This window comes from Carnobacterium jeotgali MS3 (genome assembly GCF_000745125.1).
GTDB lineage: Bacteria > Bacillota > Bacilli > Lactobacillales > Carnobacteriaceae > Carnobacterium_B > Carnobacterium_B jeotgali.
Window position 1 is genome coordinate 100761 of record NZ_JQNF01000003.1, and the last position, 20234, is coordinate 120994.

Annotated in this window: 19 protein-coding genes, 1 tRNA gene and 1 other annotated feature; of the genes, 3 read left to right on the top strand and 17 right to left on the bottom strand. The window is 35.9% G+C overall.

Translation table 11 applies throughout. The annotated features are described in order from the left end of the window. Nucleotides 1-297 precede the first annotated feature (297 nt). Entirely contained in the window at nt 298-1794 is a 1497-nt protein-coding gene (zwf, locus tag BP18_RS00675) for a glucose-6-phosphate dehydrogenase (RefSeq protein WP_029276452.1), read from the top strand. Between the two features lie 81 nt (nt 1795-1875). Here zwf and BP18_RS00680 read toward each other — a convergent pair whose 3' ends face one another. The 3 genes from BP18_RS00680 to argR are packed head-to-tail and all read right to left on the bottom strand — an operon-like array spanning nt 1876 to nt 4815. Beyond that, the gene (locus BP18_RS00680; protein WP_029276449.1) at nt 1876-2736 is read right to left on the bottom strand and encodes an aldo/keto reductase; all 861 of its coding nucleotides are present in this window, start codon (nt 2734-2736) and stop codon (nt 1876-1878) included. A gap of 60 nt (nt 2737-2796) precedes the next feature. Next, the gene (locus tag BP18_RS00685) at nt 2797-4323 is read right to left on the bottom strand and encodes a phosphohexomutase domain-containing protein (protein WP_029276447.1); all 1527 of its coding nucleotides are present in this window, start codon (nt 4321-4323) and stop codon (nt 2797-2799) included. Between the two features lie 36 nt (nt 4324-4359). Next, entirely contained in the window at nt 4360-4815 is a 456-nt protein-coding gene (gene argR, locus BP18_RS00690; RefSeq protein WP_007724192.1) for an arginine repressor, read from the bottom strand. A 171-nt stretch (nt 4816-4986) separates the two neighbouring features. Continuing rightward, nucleotides 4987-5226: a binding site (T-box leader), on the top strand. A 100-nt stretch (nt 5227-5326) separates the two neighbouring features. Here argR and argS point away from each other — a divergent pair. Further along, nucleotides 5327-7021 carry an arginine--tRNA ligase gene (gene argS / locus BP18_RS00695; RefSeq protein ID WP_029276445.1) on the top strand — a complete coding sequence of 565 codons (1695 nt, stop codon included), beginning with the start codon at nt 5327-5329 and terminating at the stop codon, nt 7019-7021. Between the two features lie 123 nt (nt 7022-7144). Here the strand turns inward: argS and BP18_RS00700 are convergent, their stop codons facing one another. The 5 genes from BP18_RS00700 to BP18_RS00720 all read right to left on the bottom strand — a co-directional run bounded on the left by BP18_RS00700 (nt 7145) and on the right by BP18_RS00720 (nt 12011). Next, nucleotides 7145-7678, bottom strand: a complete 534-nt coding sequence (locus BP18_RS00700; RefSeq protein WP_007724195.1) for an acyl-CoA thioesterase — start codon at nt 7676-7678, stop codon at nt 7145-7147. Beyond that, nucleotides 7675-8931 carry a thiolase family protein gene (locus BP18_RS00705; protein ID WP_029276444.1) on the bottom strand — a complete coding sequence of 419 codons (1257 nt, stop codon included), beginning with the start codon at nt 8929-8931 and terminating at the stop codon, nt 7675-7677. The genes BP18_RS00700 and BP18_RS00705 overlap by 4 nt, the downstream gene beginning before the upstream one ends. A gap of 187 nt (nt 8932-9118) precedes the next feature. Next, nucleotides 9119-9628, bottom strand: coding sequence for a tRNA (uridine(34)/cytosine(34)/5-carboxymethylaminomethyluridine(34)-2'-O)-methyltransferase TrmL (gene trmL / locus BP18_RS00710; protein WP_029276443.1), 510 nt, complete (start codon nt 9626-9628; stop codon nt 9119-9121). A 38-nt stretch (nt 9629-9666) separates the two neighbouring features. Continuing rightward, nucleotides 9667-10836, bottom strand: coding sequence for a tRNA epoxyqueuosine(34) reductase QueG (gene queG / locus BP18_RS00715; protein ID WP_029276442.1), 1170 nt, complete (start codon nt 10834-10836; stop codon nt 9667-9669). 326 nt (nt 10837-11162) lie between these two features. Continuing rightward, a complete protein-coding gene (locus tag BP18_RS00720; protein WP_029276439.1) occupies nt 11163-12011 on the bottom strand; it encodes a methyltransferase domain-containing protein in 849 nt (282 codons plus the stop codon). A 219-nt stretch (nt 12012-12230) separates the two neighbouring features. Here BP18_RS00720 and BP18_RS00725 point away from each other — a divergent pair, with 219 nt between their 5' ends. Then, on the top strand, nt 12231-12665 hold the full coding sequence (locus BP18_RS00725; RefSeq protein WP_007724206.1) for a DUF2188 domain-containing protein: 435 nt from the start codon (nt 12231-12233) through the stop codon (nt 12663-12665). Nucleotides 12666-12814: 149 nt separating this feature from the next. On the opposite strand, the gene BP18_RS00730 is transcribed toward BP18_RS00725, so the two are convergent. The 9 genes from BP18_RS00730 to BP18_RS00765 all read right to left on the bottom strand — a co-directional run bounded on the left by BP18_RS00730 (nt 12815) and on the right by BP18_RS00765 (nt 20216). Continuing rightward, complete coding sequence (locus BP18_RS00730; RefSeq protein ID WP_007724207.1) at nt 12815-13324, bottom strand: YtxH domain-containing protein; 510 nt, start codon at nt 13322-13324, stop codon at nt 12815-12817. 144 nt (nt 13325-13468) lie between these two features. Continuing rightward, nucleotides 13469-14728, bottom strand: coding sequence for an aminotransferase class I/II-fold pyridoxal phosphate-dependent enzyme (locus BP18_RS00735; RefSeq protein WP_007724208.1), 1260 nt, complete (start codon nt 14726-14728; stop codon nt 13469-13471). A gap of 85 nt (nt 14729-14813) precedes the next feature. Next, the gene (locus BP18_RS12500) at nt 14814-14987 is read right to left on the bottom strand and encodes an OadG-related small transporter subunit (RefSeq protein ID WP_007724210.1); all 174 of its coding nucleotides are present in this window, start codon (nt 14985-14987) and stop codon (nt 14814-14816) included. Beyond that, complete coding sequence (locus BP18_RS00740; RefSeq protein ID WP_007724218.1) at nt 14971-16092, bottom strand: sodium ion-translocating decarboxylase subunit beta; 1122 nt, start codon at nt 16090-16092, stop codon at nt 14971-14973. The genes BP18_RS12500 and BP18_RS00740 overlap by 17 nt, the downstream gene beginning before the upstream one ends. A 47-nt stretch (nt 16093-16139) precedes the next feature. Next, the gene (locus BP18_RS12910) at nt 16140-16511 is read right to left on the bottom strand and encodes a biotin/lipoyl-containing protein (RefSeq protein WP_007724227.1); all 372 of its coding nucleotides are present in this window, start codon (nt 16509-16511) and stop codon (nt 16140-16142) included. A gap of 13 nt (nt 16512-16524) precedes the next feature. Further along, a complete protein-coding gene (locus tag BP18_RS00750; protein ID WP_007724229.1) occupies nt 16525-16806 on the bottom strand; it encodes an OadG family protein in 282 nt (93 codons plus the stop codon). 9 nt (nt 16807-16815) lie between these two features. Then, nucleotides 16816-18234 carry an oxaloacetate decarboxylase subunit alpha gene (locus BP18_RS00755; RefSeq protein WP_007724230.1) on the bottom strand — a complete coding sequence of 473 codons (1419 nt, stop codon included), beginning with the start codon at nt 18232-18234 and terminating at the stop codon, nt 16816-16818. Nucleotides 18235-18302: 68 nt separating this feature from the next. After that, a complete protein-coding gene (locus BP18_RS00760; RefSeq protein WP_007724233.1) occupies nt 18303-19943 on the bottom strand; it encodes a phosphoenolpyruvate carboxykinase (ATP) in 1641 nt (546 codons plus the stop codon). 189 nt (nt 19944-20132) lie between these two features. After that, nucleotides 20133-20216 (bottom strand) — tRNA-Leu (locus BP18_RS00765). Between the last annotated feature and the right edge of the window lie 18 nt (nt 20217-20234).

Below are 20234 nucleotides of genomic sequence, written 5' to 3' on the forward strand. Positions count from 1 at the left end.
TTAGAAGGCTTATTTAATTTTTCCGGTTGATGAACCTTCTTTATTATAATAATTAAAAAACCATTGTTAATACCTTTATTTAAGCAAACAGAATCAGCGTTATTTTATCTGTTTAAAGTCTTTAATCTAATGCCGTCTAATTGGCTACTATTTAGTGATTAGACGAAGAATATACAGTCAAGATTCTTACTTTTTAAAAGAAAGAAGCACTGAAAGATTGATTCTATATGCATAAACCAGTACAATAGTTTTAGAAAAGATGAACGTCTTTGTTCTAGAAAAGGGGTATTAAGATAGATGACAACTGAACAGAATGTTTTATTTACAATCTTTGGTGGAACCGGAGATTTGGCAAAGAGAAAATTGTATCCATCTCTTTATCGCTTATATAAAAAAGGACTTCTTAAAGAACAATTTGCTGTAATTGGAACTGCTAGAAGAGAATGGACGGACGATTATTATCGTGAAATAGTAAAGGAGACAATCAAAGATTTGACCCTTTCAGAAGAACATGCTGCTGAATTTGCCAGTCATTTCTACTATCAATCACATAACGTAAACGATTCAGAACATTATGTTAACTTAAAAGAACTCGCTGAAAAATTAGATGTTCGCTATCACATCAATGGCAATCGTTTATTTTATTTAGCCATGTCCCCTAACTTTTTTGGCACGATCACTCAGCAATTAAATGAACAAGGTTTAGTATCGGATAATGGCTTTAATCGTTTGATTATTGAAAAACCATTTGGCCACGATTACGAAAGTGCCTCTATTTTAAACGAACAAATCCGAGAAGTATTTGATGAAAGCCAAATTTTTCGTATTGATCATTACCTTGGTAAAGAAATGGTACAAAATATTTCTACTGTACGTTTCGCCAATAACATGATCGAATCAATGTGGAACAATCGCTACATTGATAATATCCAAATTACTTTAAGCGAATCTCTTGGCGTCGAAGAACGTGGCGGTTATTATGACAAAAGTGGTGCGTTAAGAGATATGGTTCAAAATCATATTCTGCAAATCGTTTCTCTTTTGGCAATGGAACCCCCAACAAAATTAAAAGATAAAGATATTCGAAACGAAAAAATCAAAGCTTTACGCGCTGTACGTTTGTATAAACCTGAAGAAGTGAAAGATAATTTTGTGCGTGCACAATATGGCGTAGATTCTAGCAAAGGTAATCAACTAAATAACTACCAAAATGAAATGAACGTTGCCGAAGATTCTCAAACAGAAACGTTTGTGGCAGGTAAAATACTAATTGATACATTCCGTTGGAAAGGTGTACCCTTCTATATTCGTACAGGTAAACGCCTAGCAGAGAAAGGCACACAAATTAACGTTGTCTTTAAAAATGTTCCCTTAAATCTATTTAGTGAAGATGTAGACGAAGACTTGCCACCAAATGTATTGAGTATTTACATTCAACCGACTGAAGGCTTCTCTTTACAGTTAAATACAAAAAAAGCTGGTATTGGTTTAGAAACAGATACACTAAATCTTAAACATAAGCATTCCGCTGAAACAGTCGCTAATAGTCCAGAAGCTTATGAAAAATTGATTTTTGACTGTTTAAATGGCGATGCAACAAACTTTACGCATTGGGATGAAGTAGCCTCTTCTTGGAAATTCGTTGACGTTATCCGTCAAGCTTGGGACCAAGATCATTCAGAACTTCCTAGCTATCAAAGCGGTTCTATGGGACCTGCAGAAAGCGATAATTTGTTAGCAAAAGATGGTTTCAAATGGCACTGGAACCCAATTAATCCTGACGAAGAAAACTAAAAACAAAAAGAGGAAAAGCATAAAAATGCTTTTCCTCTTTTTGTTTTGTCTATTTAAGCTCGTTTGATTAGTTAAACTAGTTTAAACGGGTCTAATAGATGTTTCTGCTAGTCTTTCTTGATCATCAGGATGGCTACCATATCTTGTTCCTGTTTCTAAGGAATCAATTTGTTTGATTTCTTCCTCAGTTAAAGAAAAATTGAAAACATCGCTATTTTCTAAAATACGATTCTCATGAACTGATTTAGGAATAACCACTTCTCCTCTTTCTAAATGCCAACGGATAATGACTTGTGCAGGAGTTTTAAAGTACTTTTGCCCAATTTCCATTAATACAGGGTGGTTCAATAGCTCAGATTTCCCTTGTCCTAAAGGACCCCATGCTTCATGAATAATCCCATTTTGTTTCATATAGTCATGCAATTCATTTTGTGGAAATTCAGGATGTGTTTCAATTTGATTAATCATAGGTTGCATCAATTCTTGATTTTTAAGCTCTTCAAGATGATGAATTTGGAAGTTAGAAACCCCAATAGCTTTAATTTTTCCTTCTTCATATAATTCTACAATGGCTTTCCATGTTTCAATATATTTAGGAGCAGCCCAATGAATTAGATATAAATCTAAGTAATCTGTGTTTAAACGATCTAAACTCTCTTGAAACGCAATCTTCGTTTGTTCATACCCTTGGTCATAATTCCAGACTTTAGACGTGATAAATACGTCTTCTCTGTTGATTCCAGCTTCCTTTAAACCACGAGCTAGGTATTCTTCATTCCCATATATCTTAGCTGTATCAAAATGACGATAGCCTACTTCAACTGCGTACTTAACTGCATTAACCAGTTCAGCTTCATCTTTCATCAAAAATACGCCAAGACCTAATTTAGGAATCTTAACTCCATTATACAATTCAATACTTTCTACTAATGGTTCACCCATTTAAGACACTTCCTTTAATTCATTTTAACACCTACTAGTCTAAACCATTTGATTTGGTTTTTACAAGCGAGACGAATCTAAATCAACTTGATTGTAAAAAAAATCTTTGATTGTCTCTCTTAATAATTGGATTGAGCCTGCTTGATCGCTCTCTAAGTTCAACACAAGTAACGGTTCATGTAAACTCATTCGCAACAACATCCAGCCTGTACCATAATGACCAGTAGTATTTACGCGGACACCTTCTAAATTAGCCGGCTCAATAGAAAGATCGCTCGTTTTCTCGATAAATAATGTGAAAGCTTCCATCACTTTAGCGCCAGTTGCACGAGTGTCCTCTGACAAGATTTTAAACCGGACTTCATCTGTTTCAATGGGTTGTTTTAAAGAAGTAATCAAATCTGAAAAATCTTTTCCAGCTTTTTGTAAGGTAGCATCGGCCATAAGTATTTTTGCTACTAAATAAGCTCCATCATCTAAAAAGTAATTTTCCTCTAGAGCTGCGTGACCACTTGTTTCGATAGCTAAACTGGTAAGAATGCCTTCATTATTTAATTGGATACCACGGTTAATTACATTGCGATAGCCTGTAATGTAGCGGTCTTGCTTGCCCCCTAAAGATGTAATGAAGGTTTTCAAATGTTCTGAAGTTGCTGAACTCGTAACGATCGTGGTACCTGGATTTTCTTTAATCAAAATAGCCGAGATAACCGCAATTAGATTGTTTCGATTTAGCGTGTCTCCTTTTCTATCTACTAATGCGGAACGATCCACATCTGTATCAAAAATAACCCCCATATCCGCTTTATTCATCAAGACAGCTTCTTGAATACTCTTCATAGCTTCTTTATTGTCAGGATTTGGAATATGGTTAGGAAAATTGCCATCTGGTTCTAAAAACTGGCTTCCACTAATGTTAGCACCTAATGGAAGCAGTACTTTCTCAGCAAAAAAACCTCCTGCACCATTGCCGGCATCAACAACAATATGCCGACTTGCTAAAGGCTGTTCATAATAGTCTTTGTCATTGATACCAACCCGGATTTTAGTTACAAGATCTTTTGCATATTCATCCAATAGTGAACCAGTAGTAATTTTTCCTTGATTATTGTCCCACGTAATCGTTTCCCAACTTGCGTGATTTAAAATATAATCAATATCTTCATGTTCTGCTCCACCGTCTTTTGTGAAAAACTTTAAGCCATTGTATTCAAAAGGCAAATGACTAGCTGTCACCATAACAGCACCATCACATTTGTAAGCATCGTATTTAGTAGACATAAACATAGCTGGAGTAGTCGAAAGGCCGACATCTATCACATCTATACCTGCATTCGTTAACCCTTTGATGAAAGCAGTCTTTATGCGCTCAGCTGACAATCGGCTATCATGTCCCACCGAAACCGTTAACGGTTTATTTTCATTTTCCACACCAAGTTGTTTTACTTCTTTCAACCAGGCAGCAAATCCATAAGCAATGTTTTCGATTCTTTCATCTGTCAACGTTAGTTTGTGTTCTGCCGTTTCAATGGCTATCCCACGAATATCAGATCCATTTTGTAACGATGCTAATTTAAATTCAGGCATAACAGTCTTATTCCCTCCTTTTAAACAGTTAAAAGTTTATAATTCAATCCATTTTTTTAGGTAATCGTGCATTTTTTTTGCATCTTCTTCGTCTTTCGAAATAATTAAACAAGTATCATTCCCGCCCACAGTACCAACCATTTCCGGGAAATCAATGGCATCTAACAATGCAGCCACAACATGAGCATTACCTGGTATAGTCATCAATACGTTTGTAAACTGTACTTGCGTCAGCCGAATCACAACATCGCCTAATGTAGACTGTAATTTTTCTTCATTAGTCATACGATTATTTTGGAATATCGTATACTTGACATTGCCATTAGATGAAGTTGTTTTCACTAAATGCATCTCTTTGATATCTCTTGAAATGGTTGCTTGTGTAGCCTCAACCCCTTCTTGCTTGAGATGATGCAACAACTCTTCTTGTGTAGCAATATCATGATTTGTAATAATTTGTTTGATTGCCAATTGTCGGTTTGATTTTTTCATACTGCAAGGCCTCCTTCTAATTAAACGATTATTCCTTTTTAGTATACCAAACAATTGATGTATACGCTTATATTTTGCAATATTTTTACAAAAGTGTGAATAATAATTCTATTCTTAAAAAACATTGGTATTCTCTTAGGCAATTTGCTATAATGACTAAAGTTCAATTATATTGACTCTATGATGAAGAGAGTACTGATAGGAAACATTTTTAGCGAGTTGGAATGGTGTAAGCCAACAATGGATACTTTCAGGAACCGCACTTCGGAGAGATTTAAGCTATGATTATCGTTTATCTAAATTTAGTGGACGCTAGCTTATTCGGTTTTGTTTGCCGTTATCTAAAAACAAGTGGTTTCGTCAATTGACAAAACAACAAGAGTGGTACCGCGGGAAAACCTCGTCTCTTTTTTGATTAGCATAGAATCAAAAATGGGCGTTTTTTTTATGCCCAAATTATAAAAAAATTAAAAATTAAGCGTCAAAAGACGTTTATATAGGAGGAAAAATAATGGATTACAAATTAACAGTTGCTCAGGCTTTAAACGAGCAAATCGGTGACGCTTTATCGATAGACCAAATCGTTAACTTATTGGAAAAACCAAAATCAGTTGAACACGGAGATATCGCTTTTCCAGCATTCGCTCTAGCAAAGACTTACCGTAAAGCGCCACAACAAATTGCAATCGAACTTGGAGAAACGGTTAACTCTCCTATTGTAGAAAAAATAGAAGTTGTTGGACCTTACCTTAACTTCTTTTTAAACAAACAAGAAGTAAGTGCTGCTGTCTTAAAAGAAGTTTTAGAACAAGGCGCTCACTACGGAGACTCTAATATCGGTAAAAACAGAAATGTTCCTATTGATATGTCTTCTCCCAATATTGCAAAACCGATTTCAATGGGCCACTTGCGTTCAACAGTCATCGGAAATGCTTTAGCAAATATTTTAACAAAAGTTGGCTTTAATCCAATTAAAATCAATCATCTTGGCGACTGGGGAACACAATTTGGTAAATTGATTGTGGGCTATAAACTTTGGGGCAGTGAAGAAGCTGTAAAAGAAAATCCAATTGGCGAACTTTTACGTCTTTATGTTAAATTCCATGAAGAAGCAGAAGAAAAACCTGAGTTAGATGATAACGCTCGTGAGTGGTTTAAGAAATTAGAAGACGGCGATGAAGAAGCTCAAAATCTTTGGAAATGGTTTCGTGAAGAATCTTTGAAAGAATTTAATCATGTATACGATCGTTTAAACATTACATTTGATTCTTTCAATGGAGAAGCTTTCTATAACGATAAAATGCAAGAAGTTGTTGATTTACTAGAAGAAAAAAATGTTTTGACTGTAAATGATGGAGCTACACTGGTAGATTTAGAAAAATACAATCTAAACCCTGCACTGATCAAAAAAACTGATGGTGCTACTCTCTACATTACGCGTGATTTAGCAGCAGCCATCTATCGTAAACGCACGTATGATTTTGCTCTATCTTTATACGCTGTAGGAAATGAACAAAGCAATCACTTTAAACAATTGAAAGCCGTATTAAAAGAAATGGGCTTCGACTGGGCTGACGATATGTACCACGTTCCATTCGGTTTAATCACACAAGGTGGTAAAAAACTGTCTACTCGTAAAGGGAAAATTGTTTTACTTGAAGAAGTTTTAGATGATGCAGTTGCTTCTGCACTGGAACAAATTGAAGAAAAAAATAGTGAGTTACCTAATAAGGAAATTATCGCTGATCAAGTTGGTATTGGCGCCGTTATCTTCCACGATTTGAAAAATGATCGGTTAAATAACTTTGACTTTACTATTGAAGAAGTTGTTCGTTTTGAAGGAGAAACCGGTCCTTACGTTCAATACACAAGAGCTCGTGCAATGAGTATCATAAGAAAATCTGGTTTAGCTGGTATTGACACAACGGTCAATTATCCTTTAGATGATGCTTACAGCTGGGAAATTATCAAATTATTGCAAAACTACCCTGCTGATGTTCAACGTGCTTATGAAAAATTCGAACCTTCTGTTATCGCTAAACATGCGATTCACTTAGCTCAAGCTTTCAACAAATACTACGCAAACAGTAAAGTCCTTGCAGATGATGCTCAAAGACCTGCTCGTTTAGCATTAGTTCAATCTGTTGCGACTATTTTAAAAGAAGATTTAAGATTACTAGGTGTCCAAGCTCCAGACCAAATGTAAGCAAACAAAAAACCTCCGACAGATTAATTTCTGTTGAAGGTTTTTTTGTTTCTAACGGTATTATTCATTAAATGAAGATGTCTAAAAAGATTTGAGACTTTTAACTAAGCCTTCTTTTTTTGATCAATCTTCATCCATCCAAGAATTCGTTAACGTAATTTTTCGAGCAAATTGTTTATTGAATTCTCGCTTGATAAAACGGTTCTTTTTACGTTCTTCAAACCCACTGCAGACAAAATGTTCTTCTTCTGTCTCAGGTTCAATCATTGGAACAATAGCTTTACTTTTATCTTCATTAAATGCAACAAATGTTAAAAAGGCTGTGACAGCTAAATATTGCTCTCCCGTCAATAGGTTTTCACCAATGCCTTTACAAAATACTTCTACAGAAGAACTTCCGACACCTGAAACATACGTTTCAATAGTGATTGCATCATTTCGTTGTATCGGGTGTAAAAAATCAACTGAGTCCGTTGAAGCTGTGACTGATTGTGTCCGAGCATGTCTCGTGACAGCTATTGAAGCTGCTACATCCAACATACTCATTAGCTCTCCACCGAATAATGTTCCGTGATTATTTAATTGATTTGGAAAAATAACATGAGTTTGAATCACTAATGATTCACGACATTTTTTTATAAGTCTTTTTTCATTCATTCTTTAACAGATCCATTCTCTAATAGTAAAGCGATCCCTTGACCGCCGCCAATACATGCGGATGCAATGGCGTATTTTTTCTCTGGGTGATTTTTAAATTCATAACATAGCGAAGTAATAATACGTGCTCCAGACATTCCTAAAGGATGTCCTAACGCAATTGCTCCACCATTTGGATTCAATCGATTGTACAAATCTGAACCGGGTTCAATCCCTAATTCTCTCATGCAACCTAATGTTTGAGCTGCAAAAGCTTCATTAATTTCTAAAATAGCAATGTCTTCAAGTTTTAAATCATTTTGTACCAATACTTTATTGATTGCATAGACAGGACCTAACCCCATGACATTTGGATCACAACCTGCTACAGCAAAGTCAACAATTTTAGCCATGACAGTTAATCCCCGCTCTTTTGCAACAGAAGCTTTAGTGAAAATTTCAAAAGCTGCCCCATCGTTTAATCCAGAAGCGTTTCCAGCAGTAATCGTTCCTTTTCCGTCTTTACGAAATGCAGGTTTTAGTCTTGCCAAACCAGCCATATCTGTTCCAGGTCTAGGGTGTTCGTCTGCTTCAACTAGCGTTAGACTGCCTTTACGACCTTTCACTTCAACCGGGACGATTTCTTGAGCAAGTCGGCCACTTTCGATTGCTTGAGCGGCTTTTCGCTGACTATCTACAGCAAATGCATCTTGTTCTTCTCTAGTAATCTTATATCTTTCAGCAACTTTCTCTGCTGTATCTCCCATATGGTGGATTTCAGGATATTCCTCAGTCGGTTGAGCATGTATATGTAATGCTAAATTTGCATCAATGACTTGGAAATTTCCTGATTTAAACCCTTCCCATCTCGATTCTAATGGCAAATAATATTCTGAACGAGACAAACTTTCAACTCCACCAGCTGCAACAAAGTCCATATCCATCGTCAACAATTCTTGCACAGCTGTGATAGCTGATTGAATTCCAGAACCACATACCCGGTTAATAGTCATCCCAGTAGATTGTTGTTTTAATCCGGCTTTTAATCCAATGATACGGCCAATATTGCTTTCCTCTTGCGTTCCCATAGCTTGACCTACAATGACTTCTTCTATCTCTTCAGTCGTTAAACCAGCCCGCTTGACGGCCTCTTTTAACGCGATAGCACCTAGCTCTCCTGTAGGAACGGTTTTTAATCCTCCTAAATAAGCTCCAATCGGTGTACGAGCTGCACCAACAATAACAATTGGATCATCAGTTCTTAATCTTGGCATATACTAAACCTCTCCTTAATTTATAGGAATGCATTCTTGTTTATTATAATTCTTGTAAATAAGAATATCAAATCACATTTACCCGTTTAAGCAATTTTAAGAAAAGCTTTACTTTTAAGATAATAACCGTCATTTATTTAGCAAAAAAATAAACCAACGTTAGGCACACGCTAGTTTATTTTTAAACTCAATCTAATTTATCATTTTCATAGTGGTGCGTTAATTCTAATTCTTTAAAATTTTGTTGACGAAGAGCTTCAAAAATTAAAATAGCTGCCGTATTTGATAAATTTAATGAACGCACGTGTTCGTCATTCATAGGGATACGCAAGCAATCTTCTTCATGTTCGCGCATGAACTCCTCTGGCAACCCAGTCGTTTCTTTCCCAAAAAGAAAATAATGATCTTCTTCAATTGCTGCATAGTCAACATCACTATAAACACGGTTACCAAATTTAGTAATCAAATGCAATTGTCCATTTTTTGCAACTTCCATAAAAGCAGCTAAACTTTTGTGATACGTGATATGAACTTCATTCCAGTAATCCAAACCTGCTCTTTTCAAATGTTTGTCATCTGTTTGAAAGCCTAATGGTTCAATTAAATGCAAATGTGTATTCGTTGCTGCACACGTGCGTGCTATGTTTCCTGTATTGGCAGGGATTTGTGGTTCAAATAAAGCAATATGATTTGTCATGTTAACTAAGTTCCTCCTAAAATAATTCAATCAATGAACTATCTTTTTTTCTCTCTTTTGTTCTTGATTGCTTCGATTGCTTGATCGATTTCTCGGTAAGCTTCTGGGTCTTCTTCTTTTGCCAAAGCCTCAGTTAAAAAATCAATAACCATTTCATCTCTAGCAGAAACGATTTTTGCGATAGACCACGCAGCCGTCCCTCTGATAACCGGCCTGACATCTTCTTCAATACAACGCAACAAATCTGGCAAAACCGATTTATCACGGTAGTTGCCTAAAGCAATAATGGCATTGCGCTGCAAAGGTTTCTTACCACGCCAAGATCCCGACATATGACCGAATTGTTCTTTAAAGTCTCGGTTACTGATGGTCAGCATGGGTCTTAACTTTGGCATGATACTTTCAGGTTCAGGCTCCATCTCAGGATGAAAATGGGCATTTTTCCCTTTGTTGTATGGACAGACGATTTGACAAATGTCACATCCGTAAATAACGTGTCCCATTTTCCGTCTAAATGGTTCTGCCATCATTCCTTTAGTTTGAGTTTGATAAGACAAGCACTGTTTGGCATTAATTCGTCCGTCTCCCAGTAAAGCACCGGTTGGACAAGCGTCGACACAACGAGTACATTCGCCACACCCAAAAGGGACGGACGGGTCTGTTGCAAAATCAAGATTAGTAATAATTTCTGCTAAATAAACATATGAACCAAATTCTTCGGTAATCAGCAAGCCATTTCTTCCAATGAAGCCCAATCCTGCACGCTGTGCTACTGCAACATCAACCAGTTCTCCAGTGTCTACCATTGGCTTGTATGTCACTGATTCGCCAGCTTCATGACGAATGTACTCAATCAATCGATTCATTTTATCTCTTAAAATATCATGATAATCCGTTCCCCAAGATGCCCGTGCAAATTCACCACGGCGCTCCCCTTTTACCCTAGGCGGCGGATCAGCAATTTTAGTTGGATAAGCCAAAGCAATTGAAATGATTGAACGTGGGCTTTGAAATATCAATTCGGGATAAATACGTTCTTCGATCACTTTATGCTCAAAGCCAGAATGATGCCCTAGTTCTTGCTGCGCTCTTAGTTTATCTTCTAGTTCAGTAAATGGCTCTGCCGTTGTAAAGCCAATTTTATCTATCCCAATACGCTTACTTTCTATAATGATTTTTTCCTTTAATGAAGTTGCTTCTTTGACCATAAGCTTCACTCCCATAAGATAACTCTTCACTATTATTCTATCGCAAATTAGCCCTAAAAACAAAAAAATTAGTAAAGTATTAAAATAAGCACAAAAAAAACGCATCGCTTCGGTGTCCAGCACTGCGAAACAATACGTTATTAAGCCTATTACAATTCACTAACTTTTATCAAAATCTGATGGATTCCTGATAAAAACGAATGACGTTTAAGAACTTATAGGTAATATAACATCGCTGTGGTATTGTTGCAAGGTTATTGGGCTGATATTTTCAATGAAACCGGTATATATTAGAAAAACAGTTCACAATTCGTTCACACATCTGCTTATTTTTGTCCAACCAATACACAAACATCAATTGTTACACTTTGCAGAGGATGAGCCAAAGCGTATTCTTTCGAAGCAGGACTAGCACCCCAACTTAGCGGTGTCATCTTCATTAAGTCTTCAAATAATGATTGAGTCAGTTCGAATGAATAATTTACACGTTTCATTTCCATTGAGGGAAAGTGCTCTTTAAATTTTTCAATCACAACTTCATTTGAGTAAGTCTGTTTTTCTGCTTGATCACGATAAAATAATTTTCTCAATTCGATTAAATAATCTTTTTCAGGAACAACTTTTATCACTTGACCGCCTTTTTTTAGTAGACGATCAAACTCTTTATAATTTGAAGGCGAAAAAATATTCAAAATCGTATCATACTGCTGTGAAGCAAAAGGAGACTGAGCTAAATCAGCTACACACCAAAATGCCGTTGAAAAATGATTTGCGGCTAATTGAATCGCATCTTTTGAAATATCAAAACCAATTTTTTGACCCTTCAACCCTAGTGTTGTTAAATAATCCAGTTGAGAACCTTCACCACAGCCGACATCTAATGTATGACCGTCTTCTTTTTCAATAATACATTTATAAAGCTCGTCTAATAAAGGATGAAATAATCCGGCAGTTGCAATATTGAATCTAGAAGACAACATTTCTTTATCGTATTCGTTTTTTGTCCCCTTTAATAAGAAATAAAGAGTCCCTTTTTTTGAGATATCAAAAAGATGCCCGTTTAGACAACTCAAACTATTGCCTTCTAATTGATCAAACGTATCTTTACAAATAGGACATTGAAACAATTCCCTATTCTCTTGCATAAACAATGCGGCCTTTTCTATTTTTTTCATAAACAACCTTCTTTCATCCAACTTAGTTCATTGTTCATTATTCATTATTCATTATCTATCATGTACAACGTTCATTTACCCGTTTACCAATATACCATTATTCCTAAATAATTTCATAGTTTCCAGCTAAAATGCTCTCCAAATTCATTCTATTTGTCTAATTAAATTAAAAATGGTATAACAAAGTTAATATAGCTTTCAGAAAGGATGACAATGATTATGCCATGGGATGTCAATGATTACCCTAACTCATTAAAGAATTTCGACCCGCTTTTACGAAAGAAAACGATTGAGATTGCAAATGCTCTTCTAGCAAATGGATACGAAGATGAACGTGCTATTCCAATTGCTATCTCTCAAGCTAAAGAATGGCTGAAAGATGCTTCTAAAGAAGAAAAGAAATCTTTTGAAAAAGAACAAAACCCAAAAAAATCCGATCAACATGACACTTCAAGTTCAAATCCTAAATTATTAGATAATGCTGTCGAAGTTTTCTATGAAGAAAATCACTGGGTCGTAAAAACGAAAGAAGCTAAACGGGCAAGTGACACATTTGATAAAAAAATAGCTGCTGTAAAACGTGCACATGAAATTGCTGCTAACAAAGAGTCAAATGTAATTATTTATAAAAAAGACGGTTCACGGCAAAACTAAATTAATAACAAAAAAAGGTTAGAACAGAATCGCTTATTCATAAAATAGACATTGGTTCTGTTTTTTGGAGTATATTTTAGAATAAACAGTCATATATAAAAAAGAGGCTAGGATTTTTATCCCAGCCTCTTTTTTTGATTAATGAATGTTTAAAAGTTATTTACTGGATGATTTACAGCTTTCGCTTCATCCATTTCCATTTTTGCCTCATCAACTACAGCTAATGAGATATCTTTTGCTTCTGAAGCTGTTTGACTTACTTGGTCTTTTAAACTTCCAGCTGTGTAAGTTGCTTCCTTTACAGCATCATTTAAGTTTGCTTTCAAATTTTCTTTGCTGCCTGGTACACCATCTTTGACATCTTTTAAATCAGATTTCAAGATTTGAGAATCCATTTTAATTTGTTCTGCTAATTGTTTTGAAACTAATTGTATATCTGTTTTCAGCCCGATTGCAGCATCTGTTGCAATAGCTTTAAAATCTCCACCACGTTCTTTAGCGATAGATAAGTAGTCGGTAGATGTTTCTTTCATCATTTCCGTTTTTTCTTTTAACTCTCTTTGGTACTCTTCACCAGATTTAGGCGCAAATAAGTAAGCTGCCACATAAGCTGCTGCTCCACCAATTGCTGCTCCTAACAAAAATGTTCCTTTTGACATTGATACATCGCCCTCTCTGTAATAAATAGTAGAATCAACCATGGTAAGCACCTAGTGATTCTTCGTTATTTCTAAAGCTAACGTTACTTCTATACTTATTTTACACTGTATTGCTCCATTATAACAAAAGTTATCCCTTATTTTTTATGAAGTTAAGCGTTTTTGTACACTAATGTAGTCGATGCACAAACAAATAGCATCCATTGCAGCATCTAAATCAACTAGTGAAACCGGTGTTGGTGCTAAACGAATGCTGTTATCATTTGGATTATGGCCATACGGGTAAGTCGCACTCGCTTCTGTCACAGCAACTCCTATTTTAGCTAAAGCTGCAACAATTTCAGTTGCACATCCATTTTCCGTAGTCAAATGGACAAAATATCCACCTTTAGGTTCTGTCCATTCCACTACATCTTTACCAGCAAAGTAATCCGTTAATTTCTGATGAATCAATTCAAATTTTGGTTTCAAAATCTCTGCATGTTTTTCCATATGCTGAGCAACCTGATTCTTATCTTTTAAAAACTTCACATGACGCATTTGATTTAGTTTATCAAATCCAATTGTTTGATAAGAAAGTTCTTTTGCAACTAAATCAATGTTTTTCTTACTCGCTCCTAAAGCGGCTACACCTGCTCCAGGAAAAGTAATTTTTGATGTTGAACAAAACATCAAAGCACGATCAGGATTTTTAGCTTTTTTACAAGCTGTTAACAAATTTTTTGCACTTTGTTTATCTTCACCCAAATGATGGACAAGATAAGCATTGTCCCAAAGAATCATAAAGTCCTCAGATTTTGTTTCCATACTAGCCAATTGATCGACCACATCATCTGAATAGGTTATACCTGTTGGATTACTATACGTTGGCACACACCATATCCCTTTGATAGCAGAATCATTTGCTACTAATTTTTTAACTTCATCCATATCAGGACCAGTCTCGTTTAATTCAATTGGTATCATTTCAATGCCTAAATTCTCAGTCATTGCAAAGTGTCGATCATACCCTGGACTTGGACATAAAAATTTAATTGATTCCTTAGAAGAACTCTCTGCCTTTCTGTTCAATAACTTAGAAACGATAACGAGGTGCATCAAACTCAGACTAGAATTTCCACCAATCAAAATTTCATCCATTTCAGTTTCTAAAAGTTCTGAAAAAAGCTTTTTAGCTTCGTAAATACCCGTTAATTCCCCATAATTGCGAATGTCGATCGTACCCTGACTCAAAAAATCTTCCGGAGTAGAAAGTAAACCAAGCATTGGTTCAGACAACTGCAATTGTTCTTTACTTGGTATACCTCTTTTTATATTTAAGTTTAAAGGATGTTCTGTAAAATCAACGTATTTTGTTTTTAATCGATCGTAATAGTCGCTTAATTCATTTGCCGTTTGTGTCATTTTCATAACTCCCTTCTCTTTTACTCTTCTCAAAAAAGTATAGCGAAGAACAATTAAGAAAGCAAAACAAACTTATTTATTCCTCTTATTCCGAAAACCATTTGACTAAACCCTTACAAGCTAAGAAAAGAATACCTAACACAATAAAAATACCCAACATGCCATATCCCATCAATTCCAGACCTTGCTGTAAAGCTGTATAATCAACATCAAACATCTTTTCACCACTTTCTCTTCTCGATTTAAGCAAAATAACCAAGTAATAAACCGCCAGCAATAACGGAAGCAATCTGACCAGAGACATTTGCTCCGGCTGCATGCATCAAGATAAAGTTTTCTTTATCTTCTGCTTGAGCCATTTTTTGAATGACTCGAGCAGACATGGGAAATGCAGAGATGCCAGCTGCACCAATCATTGGATTGATTTTTTCATTCCGGAAAAGATTAATAAATTTTGCAAATAAAACTCCGCCAACTGTATCCATAATAAAAGCAATTAGCCCAAACCCAATGATTAATAAACTATCTACCGTTAAGAATAGTTCAGCAGTCATTTTTATAGAAATAGTCAAGCCTAGTAAAATGCTGATAATGTTTACTAGCTCATTTTGAGCAGTATAACTTAATCGATCTAAGACACCACATTCCCTTAACAGATTACCAAACATTAAAAACCCGACTAATGGCAAGGAGACAGGCGCAATAAATCCTGCTACAATAATCACAATAATTGGAAAAAGAATGCGGTTTTTTTTTGAAATAGTTGTTGATGTATATTCCATACGAATCATTCGTTCTTTTTTTGTCGTTACAGCTTTAATAGCTATCGGCTGGACGATTGGGACTAAAGCCATATAGGAGTAAGCAGCAACCGTTATAGGACCTAATAGCTGAGGCGCTAGTTGCAAGGCTACAAAAATAGATGTTGGGCCATCGGCAGCACCAATAATGCCAATCGAGGCTGCTTCTAAAATATCAAATCCAAAAATAACTGCAACTAAAATAGTGAAGAAAATACCGAATTGAGCGGAAGCTCCATATAATAAAAGAACGGGATTTTGTAGCAAAGGACCAAAATCAATCATTGCGCCGATTCCAATAAAAATTAGCAACGGAAATAATTCGGTCGCAATACCAAAGTCAAACAACACATTTAGAATGCCTTCTTGTTCTTGATTATTAATAACTTGATTGACTAAGCCAGATTGAGGAAAATTCACCAATAGTGTTCCAAGACCCATTGGCACTAGCAATGTTGGTTCATATTTTTTCTTGATACCTAGGTAGATTAAACATCCACCTATCCCCATCATAATGACCTGTCCAAGTGAAATGGATAGCAACCCTGAAAAAAAAGTGTCCAAAAAATCTCCTCCCTTACCAAGAATCTAAAATTGTAATATAAGAACCATTAAGTTGGATCTATGACAATTAAAGACTCTCCTGCTTCTACCGCTTGACTAGGTTGCACATTCACCTTAGATACAACGCCACTAACAGGAGCTACAATTTCGTTTTCCATTTTCATTGCTTCCAGCAAGCACACGGTTTCTCCAGCATGTACATCTTGATTTTCTTCTACCTTAACAGCTAGTATTCTTCCAGGCATAGGAGCTGTGATCATTACTTCTTCTTGAGAAAATGTTTTTAATTGCTTCGTGCTCGTCTTTTCTTTATCGGTGATTGAAGTAAGAGATGGTGTTTTTTTGTTCACTTCATCTAGTAGTTCTTTTACGGTAACTTGATAAATTTTCCCATTTACTGTAATCTCATAATTTTTCATTTAGCGCACTCCCTTACCGAATTCGCTCAATTTTTGTTACGCAATAGGTTTTGTCTTGTTGCTCATCATTAGCTAAAATCAACGCCATTAAGACTGCAACCATTCGTGTCTCTTCATCTTCATCTACTGCTAAATCATTTTGTTTTTCAGGAGAAAAGGATTCTATTTCTTGGTATTTTTTCGGTCTAAATTTCATCATTTGGTGAATGAGTTGCCAGCCAATAAGCACTAAAAAAAAAACTAGGAGTCCAATAACGGTGATTACTACTATATCTAAATAAGAAAATTTTTCCATTTATTCACCTCATTTTATATAGGCTGATATTCTGATCGTTTCTTCCATTTCTACCGCAGCTTTTTTTTGCTCTACTTTTGGAAACTCGTATTTTTTTTGTAAAAACGCTTTGCCAACTTGCGGAAAAAGGGCATAGGTTAAAACATCTTCATCTGTTTTTGCTAAAGTTCCTATTTCTTCTTTCAATCGTTCAAATTCTGGTTGAATATGGTCAGCTGGTCGATCTGTAATTACTGTATCTTCATCAATAATCTGTTTTCTAAAATCTTCACTGATAGGCATTGGCGGACGGCCATATGAACCATGTAAATATTCTTTGATTTCATTTGGAACCATCTTGTACCTTTCTCCGGCTAATACATTAAAGACCGCTTGGGTTCCCACCATTTGACTCATAGGGGTTACCAATGGTGGGAACCCCATGTCTTTTCGAACTTGTGGAACCTCTTTCAAAACAGCTTCATACTTTTCAGTTGCATTCGCTTGTTTTAATTGCGAGTATAAATTTGACAACATCCCTCCAGGAACTTGATACAATAGTGCTTTTGGATCAACACCCATCATTTTAGGGTCCAACAGCCGATTAGCCAAATACTTGTCTCGAATAGGTTTAAAGTATTCAGCAATTTCTTCTAGTAACTGAAGATTTAGCTTTGTCGCAACCAACCCTTCATTTAATGCAATAGCCATTGATTCAGTAGGCGGCTGACTCGTTCCCTCCGAAAATGGTGAAATAGCTGTGTCAATCATATCTACACCTGCTTCTACAGCCATTAAATAAGTCATTTGTGAAACACCACTCGTTGCATGTGTGTGTAAGCTCAGCGGAATAGTTAACACTTCTTTCAGTGAGCCCACAAGTTTTTTTGCGATGTAAGGTGTAAGAATTCCTGCCATATCTTTAATGCAAATAGAATCGGCTCCCATATTTTCCAACTCTTTGGCTAGCTGGGTATAATAGTCAATAGTGTGCACTTCACTTATGGTATAACATATGGTCAACTGGGCATGCTTGCCGTATTTTTTAACTGCTCTTAAAGACGCTTCCAAATTTCTAATGTCATTTAGGGCATCAAAAATTCTAAAAACATCTATTCCATTTTCACTAGCTTTTTGAACAAATTTTTCGACAATGTCATCTGCATAATGCCGATACCCAAGCAAATTTTGTCCTCTTAATAGCATTTGTAATTTTGTGTGCGGTGCCCGCTCTTTTATCGCCCTTAACCTTTCCCATGGATCTTCATTTAGAAACCGAATAGCTGCGTCAAATGTAGCTCCTCCCCAACATTCAAGCGAATAGTATCCAACTTGATCCATCTTTTCAATAATAGGCAACATTTCTTGTGTTGTCATTCTTGTCGCCATCAAACTCTGATGAGCATCTCTAAGAACCGTTTCAGTAATTTCAACCGTACGTTCTGTCATATTTCCATACTCCTCTCTACTGACGGAAAGAGAACAACCAAAATCTATTTTTATTAAAAGACATTAGTTTAGTCAAGAAGTGATTGCATCGCTTCAAGAGCTTCATCTGGTAAAAGATTCATTTTGTTCGTTTTATTCTGCTCTTGAATATAAGCTACACGCATTTGCAACCTTTCTTGAACCAATTTACGGTACTCTGGATTGTTAAAGTCGGGCTCATAATCCTCTACTACAAGGTAACTTAGCTCATTGCTTGTTCCAAATGATCTGAACTCGGCTCTCCCCTCAACAATTGATTCAATACTACTTAAAGTAACAGCAGCTGTCACTTTCTTGTCTAAAAAATAACCCGTATTTAAAATGTAGCAGTCGATACTTTGATTCGTAAATAATGCCTTAAAATGATTGTAATCTTCTTTAAGTGGATAAATACGAAATGGATTTGCATACGGCTCGATTACTAATTTATTGATATCGATTCCTTTTTTTAAACGTTCAGCTGTTGAACGTTTAGTAGCCAAAGTTGCCCCAAACGTTGCAGCAAGAACTGGATCCGTCACTTTAATGACAGGAGGGAGACTTTCATCCTTCATAATCCAATAAATTGCGTCGATGGGTTCATTGAATTTATCTACTCGATTTGAAGTAGAATAACGTGATTTTATCGTTCTACCATTTCCATTCCTCAAATCTTCTGTCAAGAGAACCTTATCCCCGTTTTCATCTAGCGTGACTGCGACATTTTGTACCGTTACAAAATAATCGATTTCTGGATGATTTGAAGGATAGTCTTGCGTCTTATCAAAATAAGCTGGTTCTAAAGCAATAGAAGAACCATCCTCTAAAGAAACAATAAATGCATCATCATGCAAAACTTCAACTGCATATTTATTTTCGTGTTTTGCATGTGTCAGTGTTGATTTACCTGAACCAGATAGCCCAAAAAAAGCCGATACATAATTTTTTCCATTGGTTAATGTAAATTTCTTTTGCCCACCATGACAAGCGACATAACCCAACCTATGTGCTGTACCCCAAGCCAATGTTAACGTTGCTTTCTTTAACTCACCAAAATAATTCATTCCTAAAATGATGGCTGCATTATGCTTTGAATCAAAATAAGCTAGCCCCATGGGGTAATCGGGATGATGCCATTCAGGATTTTGATAGATTAAAATATCACCCTCATTTATTGCTCTAGATTGCACATATAATTCATCGTATACTTCATTGCAAATTTGGAAATTCAACAACCAGGAATACAAATTATTTTCTTGACCAACAGGTACGCTCAAATGTGCTTTCACCATGAAATCAGGATCTAATCCAACATAAGCAGTAGCTTTATAACGCATTTTATTTTCACCTTGATAAATAGCTTCACGGATAATTGGGGCCAGTTTAGCATCTTCCTCAGGATTTTCTCCCAAAATACGTTTTGCTGCAGCTGTTCTCCCGACCACCGCTCCTCCATTCTCAACTAATACATTTGCTCCATAAGGCAAACCTAATTTTTCCGGATGCTTAACTATTAGGTCTGTTACAATGGTGTGCATGGAATCTTTAGCCAGTAAATAAGCTTCTTCAGTCGTTTTTATTTCTGTAGTATTGTTACCGTACATGGACGTTTCCACGACTGAGCGAAATGATGAAAAAATAGGATTGTCTTTTCTAATTTCTGATTTTGAAAAAGTTGACTTTGTTGCCATTTAAATCCCTCCAATTTTTTTAAAATAGAATGTATTTAAATTCATAAATCAAGTTTAAAGGCTAAAAACAAAGCGGATACATTTTCTTTATATATAGATAAAAATTTCTGTTAATTCACCTCTACATCATAACAGATTAAACAAAAAAAAGCCCTTAAGAACAAGAACATTCTTAAGAGCTTTTTATTATACCGGCGGCCGGAATCGAACCGGCACGCCCTCGCGGGCACAGGATTTTGAGTCCAGCGCGTCTACCAGTTCCGCCACGCCGGCATATGGACTACTTTTTTT

Excerpts from the sequence above, each read along its gene's own strand:
- trmL (WP_029276443.1), bottom strand. The coding sequence starts at position 9,628 with ATGACAAATCATATTGCTTTATTTGAACCACAAATCCCTGCCAATACA.
- zwf (WP_029276452.1), top strand. The coding sequence starts at position 298 with ATGACAACTGAACAGAATGTTTTATTTACAATCTTTGGTGGAACCGGA.
- BP18_RS00680 (WP_029276449.1), bottom strand. The coding sequence starts at position 2,736 with ATGGGTGAACCATTAGTAGAAAGTATTGAATTGTATAATGGAGTTAAG.
- BP18_RS00750 (WP_007724229.1), bottom strand. The coding sequence starts at position 16,806 with ATGGAAAAATTTTCTTATTTAGATATAGTAGTAATCACCGTTATTGGA.
- BP18_RS00730 (WP_007724207.1), bottom strand. The coding sequence starts at position 13,324 with ATGTCAAAAGGAACATTTTTGTTAGGAGCAGCAATTGGTGGAGCAGCA.
- BP18_RS12910 (WP_007724227.1), bottom strand. The coding sequence starts at position 16,511 with ATGAAAAATTATGAGATTACAGTAAATGGGAAAATTTATCAAGTTACC.
- BP18_RS00755 (WP_007724230.1), bottom strand. The coding sequence starts at position 18,234 with ATGACAGAACGTACGGTTGAAATTACTGAAACGGTTCTTAGAGATGCT.
- argS (WP_029276445.1), top strand. The coding sequence starts at position 5,327 with ATGGATTACAAATTAACAGTTGCTCAGGCTTTAAACGAGCAAATCGGT.
- BP18_RS00720 (WP_029276439.1), bottom strand. The coding sequence starts at position 12,011 with ATGAAAAAAATAGAAAAGGCCGCATTGTTTATGCAAGAGAATAGGGAA.
- BP18_RS00760 (WP_007724233.1), bottom strand. The coding sequence starts at position 19,943 with ATGGCAACAAAGTCAACTTTTTCAAAATCAGAAATTAGAAAAGACAAT.
- BP18_RS00685 (WP_029276447.1), bottom strand. The coding sequence starts at position 4,323 with ATGCCTGAATTTAAATTAGCATCGTTACAAAATGGATCTGATATTCGT.
- queG (WP_029276442.1), bottom strand. The coding sequence starts at position 10,836 with ATGGTCAAAGAAGCAACTTCATTAAAGGAAAAAATCATTATAGAAAGT.
- BP18_RS00725 (WP_007724206.1), top strand. The coding sequence starts at position 12,231 with ATGCCATGGGATGTCAATGATTACCCTAACTCATTAAAGAATTTCGAC.
- BP18_RS00700 (WP_007724195.1), bottom strand. The coding sequence starts at position 7,678 with ATGAATGAAAAAAGACTTATAAAAAAATGTCGTGAATCATTAGTGATT.
- BP18_RS00735 (WP_007724208.1), bottom strand. The coding sequence starts at position 14,728 with ATGACACAAACGGCAAATGAATTAAGCGACTATTACGATCGATTAAAA.
- BP18_RS00705 (WP_029276444.1), bottom strand. The coding sequence starts at position 8,931 with ATGCCAAGATTAAGAACTGATGATCCAATTGTTATTGTTGGTGCAGCT.
- argR (WP_007724192.1), bottom strand. The coding sequence starts at position 4,815 with ATGAAAAAATCAAACCGACAATTGGCAATCAAACAAATTATTACAAAT.